14 protein-coding genes are annotated in these 11,651 nt (G+C 71.4%); 5 read left to right on the plus strand and 9 right to left on the minus strand.

Annotated elements, in window-relative coordinates:
- Nucleotides 1–4: 4 nt before the first annotated feature.
- The 8 genes from ACZ6D7_RS28655 to ACZ6D7_RS28690 form a co-directional block, all read right to left on the minus strand.
- Nucleotides 5–412 carry a hypothetical protein gene (locus tag ACZ6D7_RS28655; RefSeq protein WP_469496682.1) on the minus strand — a complete coding sequence of 136 codons (408 nt, stop codon included), beginning with the start codon at nt 410–412 and terminating at the stop codon, nt 5–7.
- Between the two features lie 131 nt (nt 413–543).
- A complete protein-coding gene (locus ACZ6D7_RS28660; protein ID WP_469496684.1) occupies nt 544–954 on the minus strand; it encodes a VOC family protein in 411 nt (136 codons plus the stop codon).
- A gap of 120 nt (nt 955–1,074) precedes the next feature.
- On the minus strand, nt 1,075–1,695 hold the full coding sequence (locus ACZ6D7_RS28665) for a Uma2 family endonuclease (protein WP_469496686.1): 621 nt from the start codon (nt 1,693–1,695) through the stop codon (nt 1,075–1,077).
- A gap of 156 nt (nt 1,696–1,851) precedes the next feature.
- Entirely contained in the window at nt 1,852–2,631 is a 780-nt protein-coding gene (locus tag ACZ6D7_RS28670) for a succinate dehydrogenase iron-sulfur subunit (protein ID WP_469496689.1), read from the minus strand.
- The gene (sdhA, locus tag ACZ6D7_RS28675; RefSeq protein WP_469496691.1) at nt 2,631–4,385 is read right to left on the minus strand and encodes a succinate dehydrogenase flavoprotein subunit; all 1,755 of its coding nucleotides are present in this window, start codon (nt 4,383–4,385) and stop codon (nt 2,631–2,633) included. The genes ACZ6D7_RS28670 and sdhA overlap by 1 nt, the downstream gene beginning before the upstream one ends.
- A 19-nt stretch (nt 4,386–4,404) precedes the next feature.
- Nucleotides 4,405–4,887 carry a succinate dehydrogenase hydrophobic membrane anchor subunit gene (locus ACZ6D7_RS28680; RefSeq protein ID WP_189707585.1) on the minus strand — a complete coding sequence of 161 codons (483 nt, stop codon included), beginning with the start codon at nt 4,885–4,887 and terminating at the stop codon, nt 4,405–4,407.
- Nucleotides 4,888–4,892: 5 nt separating this feature from the next.
- The gene (gene sdhC, locus ACZ6D7_RS28685) at nt 4,893–5,273 is read right to left on the minus strand and encodes a succinate dehydrogenase, cytochrome b556 subunit (protein ID WP_469496694.1); all 381 of its coding nucleotides are present in this window, start codon (nt 5,271–5,273) and stop codon (nt 4,893–4,895) included.
- A gap of 248 nt (nt 5,274–5,521) precedes the next feature.
- Nucleotides 5,522–6,076, minus strand: a complete 555-nt coding sequence (locus ACZ6D7_RS28690) for a 2-oxo-4-hydroxy-4-carboxy-5-ureidoimidazoline decarboxylase (protein ID WP_469496697.1) — start codon at nt 6,074–6,076, stop codon at nt 5,522–5,524.
- Nucleotides 6,077–6,242: 166 nt separating this feature from the next.
- Between ACZ6D7_RS28690 and ACZ6D7_RS28695 the strand changes: the two genes are divergently transcribed.
- Nucleotides 6,243–7,916, plus strand: coding sequence for a beta-N-acetylhexosaminidase (locus ACZ6D7_RS28695; protein ID WP_469496699.1), 1,674 nt, complete (start codon nt 6,243–6,245; stop codon nt 7,914–7,916).
- 140 nt (nt 7,917–8,056) lie between these two features.
- Nucleotides 8,057–8,626 carry a hypothetical protein gene (locus ACZ6D7_RS28700; RefSeq protein ID WP_469496701.1) on the plus strand — a complete coding sequence of 190 codons (570 nt, stop codon included), beginning with the start codon at nt 8,057–8,059 and terminating at the stop codon, nt 8,624–8,626.
- A 93-nt stretch (nt 8,627–8,719) separates the two neighbouring features.
- Here the strand turns inward: ACZ6D7_RS28700 and ACZ6D7_RS28705 are convergent, their stop codons facing one another.
- Nucleotides 8,720–9,199 carry a DUF1877 domain-containing protein gene (locus ACZ6D7_RS28705; protein WP_469496703.1) on the minus strand — a complete coding sequence of 160 codons (480 nt, stop codon included), beginning with the start codon at nt 9,197–9,199 and terminating at the stop codon, nt 8,720–8,722.
- Nucleotides 9,200–9,457: 258 nt separating this feature from the next.
- Here ACZ6D7_RS28705 and ACZ6D7_RS28710 point away from each other — a divergent pair, with 258 nt between their 5' ends.
- The 3 genes from ACZ6D7_RS28710 (at nt 9,458) to ACZ6D7_RS28720 (ending at nt 11,649) form a co-directional block, all read left to right on the plus strand.
- A complete protein-coding gene (locus tag ACZ6D7_RS28710; RefSeq protein ID WP_469496705.1) occupies nt 9,458–9,871 on the plus strand; it encodes a hypothetical protein in 414 nt (137 codons plus the stop codon).
- Nucleotides 9,872–10,029: 158 nt separating this feature from the next.
- Nucleotides 10,030–10,638, plus strand: coding sequence for an RNA polymerase sigma factor (locus tag ACZ6D7_RS28715; RefSeq protein ID WP_469496707.1), 609 nt, complete (start codon nt 10,030–10,032; stop codon nt 10,636–10,638).
- 204 nt (nt 10,639–10,842) lie between these two features.
- Nucleotides 10,843–11,649 carry a hypothetical protein gene (locus ACZ6D7_RS28720; protein WP_469496709.1) on the plus strand — a complete coding sequence of 269 codons (807 nt, stop codon included), beginning with the start codon at nt 10,843–10,845 and terminating at the stop codon, nt 11,647–11,649.
- Nucleotides 11,650–11,651: the final 2 nt, after the last annotated feature.

Below are 11,651 nucleotides of genomic sequence, written 5' to 3' on the forward strand. Positions count from 1 at the left end.
GTGCTCACGCCCCGGCCGACGGGGTGGCCCAGGCCTGCGGGGCGACCGGCGGGACCTGCTCCCGCTCCATGACCCCACGCCGCCGGATCCGGTTGAGCACGTACACGTTGCCCAGGTGCATCACGCCGAGGACCAGCAGCACCACACCCAGCTTGGTCGACAGGGCCTCGAAGACGCCCCGGGTGTCCTGGATGGTCTCGTCGCCGCTCAGGTAGAGGGCGACGAAGCCGAGGTTGACGAGGTAGAAGCCGACCACCAGGAGGTGGTTGACGGCGTCGGCGAGCTTCTCGTTGCCCTGGAGCACGTCGGCCAGGAAGACCCGTCCGTTGCGGCTGAGGGTCCGGGCGACCCAGATGGTCAGCGCGATGCTGACGACCAGGTAGATGACGTAGGCGATGACCGTGCGGTCCATGTTCCCCACCCTTTCGAACGCGTTCAAAACGCTGTCAGGGATGACTGTAGCCCTGCTTTTGAACGTGTTCAACTCGCTTGTGCGGCACCTGCGTCACGGCCCGCGTCGCGGCTGGGTGTCATGGTCGGGCGTCAGGGCCTCCGGCCGAGTTCCGGCCGCTTGGTGTAGTCCGTGAACCCCAGGACGTTCCCCCAGGGGTCGGCGACCTCGACGGTCCACCCGGTCGCCACGGAGAACGGCGCGTCGAGCGGCGTGACGCCGGCCTCGGCCAGCCGCCGCGCCGCCACGCGCGCGTCCGGCACCTCCAGCCACACCCTCTGCGAGGGCCACGGCGGCGGCCGGTGCCCCAGCCCCTCCTCCTGCCTGAGCAGGATCCCGGGCGTCTCGCCCCCCACCCTCAGCAGCGCGATCCCGGCCTCGTCGAACCGGAACGCCACCGCGAACCCCGCTCGCTCGTAGAACCCCACGGCCTCCCCGAGGTTCCCGACGGGCAACAGCACGTTGTCGAAGCCGAGCAGCTCGTACGACAGATCATCTGACATGCCATCAGATTAGGTATCCCGCCTCGCGGACCAAGAAGGCCCGACCGTGGGGGTCACTCGCCCGGAGGCGTCGTCAGTGGCGGCTCGCCCCGAACGGCCACGCGCCGCGCACCCCCAGGCTCAGCCCCTCGCCTTCGGCCGGCCCGCCTCGAGGATCGCCGTCACGTCCAGGGAGACCTTGGCACCGATCGAGTCGGGCAGGGCGACGATCTCGCCGGGGGCGTGCGGGCGGTGGTTCTCGTACGTGTCCCCGACCGGCTCCGTGAGGACGTGCAGGCGCTGGTGCTTGCGGTCGACGACGACGTAGACCGGGACCTTCGCCTCGGCGTAGGCGGCGACCTTGGTCTTCAGGTCGTTCTTCCAGTTCTTGGAGGTGACCTCCAGGACGAGCCGGAAGCAGACCGGGTCGTACGCGTTGTTCTCGATGAGGTGGTCGTCGATGTCGGCGTCCACCACGGCGAGGTCGGGGATGGCGTAGTCCTCGGCGTCCGTGGGCAGCCAGAGGCCGATGCCTTGGAGCACCTCGGTCTCACCGTCGTCCAGTCCTGCTGCGATGAACGGCCGCATGAGTTTGGTCAGCGCGCGAGCGTGGGGCACATCCGGGGACGGGGTCACGAGGAGATTTCCTCCGATGATCTCGACGCGGTAGCCCGGGTGGCGCTCCATGATCTCGTCGGCGATCGCCGTGAGGGTGACCGGCTCCTCGTCGTCGAAGGGCTGCTCGACGGCTGCAGCGGACATCGCGTGCCTCCTGTGGGCGGGTGTCGAGGCCATCATCGTAGGCAGGTTGCCGCCCCCACGTCCCGTACGAGCCACGTTCACCCGATCGTGGTCGGAACGCCCGAGGGCCCCGCACGGGATGTGTGCGGGGCCCTCGGGGGTGGAGCTCAGGGGAGATCAGAAGCGGCGCGTGATCAGCGCTCGCTTCACCTCCTGGATCGCCTTCGTGACCTCGATACCGCGCGGGCAGGCGTCCGTGCAGTTGAAGGTCGTGCGGCAGCGCCAGACGCCGTCGCGGTCGTTCAGGATCTCCAGGCGCTGCTCGCCGGCCTCGTCACGCGAGTCGAAGATGAAGCGGTGCGCGTTGACGATGGCGGCCGGGCCGAAGTACTGGCCGTCGTTCCAGAAGACCGGGCAGGACGACGTGCACGCGGCGCAGAGGATGCACTTCGTGGTGTCGTCGAAGCGCTCGCGGTCCTCGGCCGACTGCAGACGCTCGCGCGTGGGCTCGTTCGTGTCCTTCGTGATGAGGAAGGGCATGACGTCCCGGTAGGCCTGGAAGAACGGCTCCATGTCGACGACCAAGTCCTTCAGGACCGTCAGGCCCTTGATGGGCTCGACCGTGATCGGCTTCTCGGGGTTGATGTCCTTGATCAGCGTCTTGCACGCCAGGCGGTTCTTGCCGTTGATCCGCATCGCGTCCGAGCCGCAGATGCCGTGGGCGCAGGAGCGGCGGAAGGTCAGCGTGCCGTCGATGTCCCACTTGATCTTGTGGAGGCCGTCGAGGACGCGCTCCTTGGGGTCGATCTCCAGCTGGAAGTCTTCCCAGGTCGCCTCGCCCGAGACCTCCGGGTTGAAGCGGCGGACGCGGAAGGTGACCGTGATGTACGGGGAGTCGGCGAAGCCGGGCTCGGGCTGGCCGGCCGCGTCCGACTTGTCCAGAACAGGGGTTGCCATCAGTACTTACGCTCCATCGGCTGGTAGCGGGTCTGGACGACCGGCTTGTAGTCGAGACGGACAGTCTCGCTGCCGTCGTCGCCCACCTCGCGGTACGCCATGGTGTGGCGCATGAAGTTGACGTCGTCGCGGTTGGGGTAGTCCTCGCGGTAGTGACCGCCGCGGGACTCCTTGCGCGCCAGGGCCGAGACGGCCATGACCTCGGCCAGGTCGAGCAGGTTGCCCAGCTCGATGGCCTCCAGCAGGTCGGTGTTGAACCGCCGGCCCTTGTCCTGGATCGACACGTTCTGGTAGCGCTCGCGCAGCTCGGCGATCTTCTCGACCGCCGTCTTGATCGTCTGCTCGGTGCGGAACACCATGACGTTCGCGTCCATGGTCTCCTGCAGCTCCTTGCGCAGGGTCGCCACGCGCTCGGTGCCCGTGGAGGTCCGCAGCCGCTCCACCTGGTCGATCACCAGCTCCGCCGGGTTCTCCGGCAGCTCGACGAAGTCGGCCTTCTGGCTGTACTCCGCCGCCGCGATGCCGGCCCGACGGCCGAACACGTTGATGTCCAGGAGGCTGTTCGTGCCCAGACGGTTCGCGCCGTGCACGGACACGCAGGCGACCTCGCCGGCCGCGTACAGACCCGGGACGACCGTGGTGTTGTCCGACAGGACCTCACCCTCGACGTTCGTCGGGATGCCGCCCATCGCGTAGTGCGCGGTGGGCTGGATCGGGATCGGGTCCGTGTACGGCTCGATACCGAGGTACGTCCGCGCGAACTCGGTGATGTCCGGGAGCTTGGCGTCCAGCTGCTCCGGCGGGAGGTGGGTGAGGTCCAGGTAGACGTGGTCGCCCTCGGGACCGCAGCCACGGCCCTCGCGGATCTCCGTGTAGATGGAGCGGGACACGACGTCACGGGACGCGAGGTCCTTCATGACCGGCGCGTACTTCTCCATGAAGCGCTCGCCGTCCTTGTTGCGGAGGATGCCGCCCTCACCACGGGCGCCCTCCGTCAGCAGGATGCCCATGCGCCAGATGCCGGTCGGGTGGAACTGGAAGAACTCCATGTCCTCCAGCGGCAGACCCCGGCGGTAGACCGCCGCCTGGCCGTCACCGGTCAGGGTGTGCGCGTTCGACGTCACCTTGAAGAACTTGCCGCAGCCGCCGGACGCGTAGATCACGGCCTTCGCCTGGAAGACGTGGATCTCACCGGTGGCCAGCTCGTAGGCGACCACACCGGCGGACTTCTTGACGCCGTCGACCTCGGTGATCAGCTGGTCGAGGACGTAGAACTCGTTGAAGAACTCCACGCCCTCCTTCACGCAGTTCTGGTACAGCGTCTGGAGGATCATGTGACCGGTGCGGTCGGCCGCGTAGCAGGACCGGCGGACCGGGGCCTCGCCGTGGTTGCGGCTGTGACCGCCGAAGCGGCGCTGGTCGATGGTGCCGTCCGGGGTGCGGTTGAACGGCAGGCCCATCTTCTCCAGGTCGAGGACGGCGTCGATGGCCTCCTTCGCCAGGATCTCGGCGGCGTCCTGGTCGACCAGGTAGTCACCGCCCTTGACCGTGTCGAAGGTGTGCCACTCCCAGTTGTCCTCCTCCACGTTGGCCAGCGCGGCGGCCATGCCGCCCTGCGCGGCGCCCGTGTGGGAGCGGGTGGGGTACAGCTTGGTCAGGACCGCGGTGCGGCTGCGCTTCGTCGACTCGATGGCCGCGCGCATGCCCGCGCCGCCGGCGCCGACGATGACGGTGTCGTACTTGTGGATCTTCATGATTCTCGCAGCCCCGTGCCTAGCGGATGTTCGGGTCGAAGGTGAAGATCACCAGCGTGCCCAGCAGGATGGTGAACACCGTGGCGGTGTAGAGCAGGCCCTTCAGCCACAGCCGGGTGTTCGCGCGCTCCGCGTAGTCGTTGATGACCGTGCGCAGGCCGTTGGCGCCGTGCAGCATCGCGAGCCACAGCATGAGCAGGTCCCAGACCTGCCAGAACGGGGACGCCCAGCGGCCGGCCACGAAGGCGAAGCCGATCTTGGAGACGCCGCCGTCCAGCACCAGCTGGATCAGCAGATGGGTGATGACCAGGACGACCAGCAGGACGCCGGACAGCCGCATGAAGAGCCAGGCGGCCATCTCGAAGTTGCCGCGCGTGGTGCGCGGGGTCTTCTTCGTGCGCTTGCGCGGGGCCTCGATGAGGGGCGCCGGGTTGTCGACGTTGTAGACCGAGCCGCCCTCGACGGGGCCGATCCCGGACGCGGTGGTTTCAGTGGTGGCCATCGGTGTCAGCTCCCGAACAGTTCACGAGCGGCGTGGCCGAGGACGGGGTAGATGGCCCCGAGCATCAGCACCAGCCACAGGATGACGACACCCCAGAGCATCTGCTTCTGGTAGCGGGGGCCCTGCGACCAGAAGTCGACGGCGATGACACGCAGGCCGTTGAGCGCGTGGAAGAGAATGGCGGCGACGAGGCCGTACTCCAGCAGCGCGACGATCGGCGTCTTGTACGTGGCCACGACCTTGTCGTAGTCCTCGGGGGAGACACGGACGAGTGCGGTGTCCAGCACGTGAACGAACAGGAAGAAGAAGATGAGGACGCCGGTGACTCGATGAGCCACCCAGGACCACATTCCTTCCCGGCCGCGGTACAGCGTTCCAGCCGGCACGGAAGAACCCTCCGGGAGCGGGGATTGGGGCCTGCCGGCTTCGGTGTCGGACGGGCCCGGCCGGGTACGGTCCACCGGCCCCCAGCATCGTAGCGACGCGCTGGCGCTGGGCTTACGCCGGGCCTATCGGTGTGATCAAAGTGGCACGCGTATGGGTGAGCGTCGGAGGCATCCGGGGTGGGTTGTGGCGTTATGTGCCGTCTGTGGTTCGGTGCTGCCGGTCGCGCCCCGCGGTGGAGCCGCGCATGTCACAGCCCCGCGCCCCGCAGGTGCGCCACCAGCCGCCCTCGCGCGAGGCGCCGGAGTTCCTCCGCCGTCACCACCCGCTCCTCCTCCGGATCGTTCGTCAATCGTGACCGGATGGCTTCGAGGACGTGATCGAGCGTTTCACGCGGCGGCGTGTCGCCCAGATAGATGACGAACGCGTGGCCGAAGCGGGCCTCGTACGCCGCGTACGCCGCACGCAGCGCCCTGTGTGCCGCCTCGTACGTGTCGTCCGGCAGCGGCGGGAGGGACTCGCCGGCCAGCGCCTCCGCCAGATCCCCCGCCGTCAGGTCGTACGCCGCCTCGTCCGACGCGGCGAGGAGCGCCTCGACCGTCGGGTACGGGCGGTGGTCGGCGATCCGGCGGGCCCAGCGGAGGCTGCGCAGGCAGCCGAGGAGGGCGCGGTGGGCCTCCTCGGCGGGGGTGGTGTTGAAGCCGTCCAGCAGGGGGGCCGGAGATGTCCGGGTCTGCGCCGGTATCGGGAGTTGGCCGGTCGGACGGGAAAGCGGGTGCGCAGGCAGCGTGGATCCTCGCGTCACGTGTGGTGTGGCAGGGGAGGCAGTGAAATATGTGGCGCCACGTTATCGAGAGTGGTCAGCATGTGTCCGACGGATGCCCGAATTTCACTCGAACGAGAGAGTTTCGGAACCCGTTGTGGACTTCCTCGGCGCGCCTGCCCCGGACGGGGGCCGTACGGTGGGCGGCGTGAGCAGGCATCGGCGCCGGGCGCCCCAGAGGAAGCCGCAGCAGCGCGTCGCGCCGCGGGCGCTGATAGCCGGCGGCCTGGTCGCCGCGCTCGGTGTGGGGCTGGGGCTGTACGCCACGTCGGGCGACGACGGCGAGCCCACCGGGGCGACCGCGGGCCGCGAGACCTCCCAGGGAGCCGCCGACGGCGACGGACCGGCCGCCGCGGGCCGCGCGCCGGCCGTCACACCGAGCCCCAGCCGTTCCTACGCCCTCTCCACCACCCCCCGCACCATCCCCGCCGTGAGCGCCCACACCCCCGCCCGCGGGCCGGGCTGGCGCCCCGCCGCGGGCAACCGCGTGGTGGTGAGCGACGGCGACCTCGCCGACGAGGGGCGGCTGATCGCCGGGGAGCTGGGGCTGACGTACGCGGGGGAGAAGGACGACATCCGCGCCGGCGACCTGCGGCTGGCGCTCAACGACGACGCGGGCGCGAACCCGGAGTCGTACGCCATGACCGTGCGCGGGGGGCGCGTCACCATCAGCGGGCCCTCCGACGCCGGGGTGTTCTACGGGACCCGCACCCTCAAGCAGGAGGTGCACGAGGGGCGTACGGCCCCGGAGGGTGTCGTGCGGGACGCGCCGGCCAAGCCGCAGCGCGGGTTCATGCTCGACATCGCGCGCAAGCACTTCACCCCCGGGTGGATCGAGGACCGGGTGCGTGAGCTGGGGGACCTGAAGTTCAACCAGCTCGGCCTGCACTTCTCCGACGACCAGGCCTTCCGGATCGAGTCCGACACCCACCCGGAGATCGTGGCGGCGCAGCACCTCACCAAGGCGCAGGTGCGGAAGATCGTCCAGCTCGCGGCCCAGCGGCACATCACCGTCGTACCGGAGATCGACTCGCCGGGGCACCTCGGCGCGGTGCTCGCCGCCCACCCCGAGCTCCAGCTGCGCAACGCGAACGGGGTCGCGACGCGCGGGGCGATCGACATCTCGAAGGAGGACTCCGCGAACCTCCTCGACGACCTGCTCGACGAGTACGCGGACCTGTTCCCCGGCGCGCAGTGGCACCTGGGCGGCGACGAGTACCAGGCGCTGACCGTCGCGAACCCGGCCGCCTCCTACCCGCAGCTCGCCACCGCCGCCCGGGAGCGCTACGGCTCCGGCGCGGGCGTCGCCGACCTCGCGACGGGCTGGCTGAACGACCGCGCCGACACGGTCCGCGCCCACGCCCGGACCATGCGGGTGTGGAACGACGGCTTCTTCCGGAACACGTCCGTGAAACCCGCCTCCGACCTCGTGGTCGCCTACTGGACCGGCAAGGAGATCGGGGCACGGGTGCCGGCGGACTACCTGGGCGCGGGACGCAAGGTGGTCAACTACAACGACGAGTACCTCTACTACGTGCTCGGTGAGCCGCAGACCTTCGTCTACCCCACCGGGCAGCGGATCTACGAGCAGTGGACCCCGCGGGTGCTGCGCGGCACCACGGCGGTGCCCGCCCGCTACGACGCCCAGATCCTCGGCGGGTCCTTCGCCGTCTGGTGCGACCTCGCGAATTCGCAGACGCAGGGTCAGGTCGCGGCCGGCATCCGGATGCCGCTGCGGGCGACCGCGCAGAAACTGTGGGACGCGCGCCGGCCGTCGCTGTCCTGGTCGCAGTTCAGGACCCTGGCGGGCCAGGTCGGCTGACGGCCCCGCCGCTGTCGAACCGGTCCGATCCCTCGGTAACCCTTGGCCGAAAATCTTCTCTGTGACACTCTTGCTCCGTCGCGCGCAGTAAGGGGAAGTGCGGGCTCCGTAAGGTCGGCGCCCTGGCGAGGGAGACGTGGATGAGCCTGGTGGAGCTGATCGCTCAGGCCGACGAACGCGGACTGGCTGCCAGCGGGTTGGCTTGTTTGGATCGGTGTGTGCCGCTGCTCGGAGGTGACGACGAGATCCTGCGCCCGCTGTGGGCCAGCCTCTCCGAGGCCGGTTCCGGGGACTGGGGCGAGGTGCTGGCCCAGGCGCGCGGCAAGCTGGACCAACGCGATGACAGCGAGGCCGGCGGTGACGGCGGCGACGAGGCCGCGCTGCTCGCCCGCCGGATGCTCGACGCGGCGCCGGAGGACCGGACCGCCGCCGAGGTGCGGCTGTGGGCGGACGCCTGCTCCGTCGCCTCCCTCCAGATACACCGCCTGCTCGACCCGGCCGCGGACGCCTCCCCGGTCGACTCCCGCCGCGAGGGCCGTACGGAGGGCATGTCGCCGCTCGTGGCGGCCGAACTGCGCCGCCAGATCACCGTCCTGGAACTCCTCGCCGGCCACGGCGCGGGCGGACTGCGCCCGGCGCTCGACGTCTCCACGGAGGGGCGCCGGGTGCTGCGCGCGGTGGTGTCCCGCCGGGCGCGCGGCCGGTCCTGAGCCCGGCGCACGCGCGATGGCCTGCGCAATGACCCGCGCAATGGGGTGTGAGCCCGGCGCACGCGGGGCGGGGCGTGAGCCCGGCGCACGCCCTTACGGCATCACCCACTTCACCACCGCGTCCCGGTGCAGCGCGGTCGTCCGGTAGAAGGCGGCCAGCTCCCGGTGTGCTGCGGCGAAGGCGGCCCGGGTGCGGGGTTCCTCGCCGGGGCCGCCGTAGCGGGGCAGCAGCTCCGTACGGGCCGGACGCCACAGCTCGTCGAAGTCGGCGGCCGCCAGGAACGCGGCCACCCGGGCCGTCTGGGCGGCGGTGAGCAGCAGGAACGGCGGCTCCTGCGAGCCCCGCGCGCACACCCGCCCGCCCCCGAGGACCGCCTGGTCCCCCAGGACGGCGTCGGTGTCGGTGTAGAGGAGCTGGTGGTCCCGGCAGGGCCGGCCCAGCACATGCCGCTGGTCCCGCGCGGCGCCGTGGTCGGTGGGGTGGTCGGAATCGTCGAACAGCCTCCGCAGCCAGTTCGCGCTGTTGCGCAGCGCCGCGGGCGGTACGGACCTGAGGTGGAGGTTCGCGCTCATCACTCACAGAGCGCACGGGGGCACGAAAGCGTCACCTCGCACGAGGAACGCACCGCCGGCCAGGGGAAGCGCCGGAAACGCCGGAAACGCACAGTGAAAGCACCGGGGAACACCGGGAAGCAGACAGGGCCGCCATGTGACGGGTGACACACGCGTGACCCGTGATGTTTGTGGGGCCCGGTGCGCTGGGGCAGGCGGGGGAACTGGATCGATGTTCCCCCCTCGGACGCCAGTAGGACGCCAGCAGGAAGGGATTCCATGGATGACGCGGGTGGGATGAGAGCCTGTGCCGCCTCCTTCGTCGCGACGGCGACCGCGCGGCACCGGCGGTTGCCCCTCGACTACTCCGTCGCCAGTCTGCGCGTCGTCGACTTCCTGATCGACGGCCTGCGCAAGGGCGGCGCCGACCGGCAGCGGGCCCACGACACGCTCGTGGGACTGGGCGCGTACGTCGGTGAGGTGCTGGTGCGGCGCGGGGGCGCGGTCTGGGTGGACCTCGACGACCGGCAGCGGGCCTGGTTCGGCCAGCGGGTCGGGGTGCGGATGCCGGACGGGCGGGTCTGGAACCCCCTCGGCAAGGTCGTCAACCGCTTCGAGACGGGCGCCCCCGAGGAGTCCCTGCGCACCTTCTACCTGACCCTGCACGGCCGCGCCCGCCGGGCGGCGGCCTGACCGCCCGGGTCGCCGCGCGACCGGACGCCGGGCCGGCACGCTGTGACGATTCCGTGAGCCCCGGCGCTGATGAGCGTGGGGACATGGCCGTGTCCGGATCCGGGGGGCGGCGGGCAGGCCGCGGACCCGCAGGGAACTCCGCACGAACGAGGACAGTCTTGGGCCAGGGAGGGGAACCCCGGCGCGCGCAGGCGTACGACGGGGAACTGGGCGCGGCCGTGGCGCGGGCCCAGGACGGCGACGAGGCCGCGTTCGCCGTCGCGTACCGGCTCGTGCAGCCGGGACTGCTCGGCTATCTGCGCGGGATCGTCGGCGACGACGCCGAGGACGTGGCCTCCGACGCCTGGCTGGAGATAGCCCGGGACCTGGGGAGGTTCAAGGGCGACGGCGCGGGCTTCCGCGGCTGGACGGCGACCATCGCCCGGCACCGGGCTCTCGACCATCTGCGCCGGATGCGGGTGCGGCCCCGGTCGGCGGCCACGGAACAGGACGTGCTCGAACTGCCCGGCCCGCACAGCACCCACGACCAGGCCCTGGAGTCCCTCTCCACCGAACACGCGCTGGAGCTGGTCCGCGGGCTGCCGCGGGACCAGGCGGAGGCCGTGCTGCTGCGGGTCGTCGTGGGGCTCGACGGGCCCGCCGCGGCCCGCGTCCTGGGCAAACGCCCCGGCGCGGTGCGCACGGCCGCGCACCGGGGGCTCAAGCGCCTGGCCCGTCAGCTGGGTGTGACGGATGACGGATCCCGCGCGCTGGGGGAGTCGGAATGAACGGCGTCGGCCGCGGTCCGTATGGATCGGCGGCGGTGGCCGCGGGAGCGTACGTACGGGACAGAGGCGGAAACGGACATGGGTGAACGGCTGAACGACACGGGTGAACCGGGCCGTCGGCGTGCGCACCCGGCCCGCCCGGCCTCGGACGCGGGAGCCGACAGGAGACTCGGCGCGGGAGCGGAAGCGCGACCGGAGGCGGACATGGCGCCAGGCGTTGCGCCGGGACCGGTGCCGGGCGTGGCGCCGGGAGTGGCAGCGCTGCTCGCCGGGGTCCTGCGCGAGCCGGCCCCGCGCGAGCCGTCCGGCCCGACGGCCGGCCCCGCGGCGGTCGGCGAGGGCGAGCTGCGGGCCCTGGCCGCCTTCCGGGCCGCCCGGGACACCGGCGTGCACCGGACCGCCCGGACCGCCCGCACCCGGCGCCGCGACGACTGGCGGCCCCGGACCCGGCGGCACACCGCGCGTTCGCTGCGGGCCACCCTCTCCGCGCTGGTCGCGAGCCTCGCGCTGGGCGGTGTCGCGTTCGCCGCGATCGGGTCCTCGTCCTCCACCGACGACCGTGACGCGGACCGTTCGCGGCAGTCGGCGAGCGCGTCCGAGGGGCGGTCCGCCGAGCCCTCGCTCACCCCCGGCCCGTCCTCGGACGGCTCGGCGGAGCGGGAGCGTCCCGAGAACGCCCAGGACACCGAGGCCCACTGCCGGTCGTACGAGCGGGTGCGGGGCCGGGGGAACGCGATGGACTCCACGGCCTGGCAGCGGCTGGTGACGGCGGCGGGCGGCGAGGAGAACGTCACCGCGTACTGCGCGCGGCTGGCCGCGTCGGCGTCCGCGTCGGCGTCCGCGTCGGCATCGGCTTCGGCTTCGGAGTCGGCCCAGGCTTCGGAGTCGGCCCAGGCGTCGGAATCGGCCGGAAACGGCAAGAGCGACGGCACGGGCAAGGGCGGCAACGGCGGCAACGGCGACTCCGAGGCGACCCCGAAGGCCGGCCGGAGCAACGAAAAAGGCCAGTAACG

This window comes from Streptomyces sp. NPDC041784, from assembly GCF_055591025.1.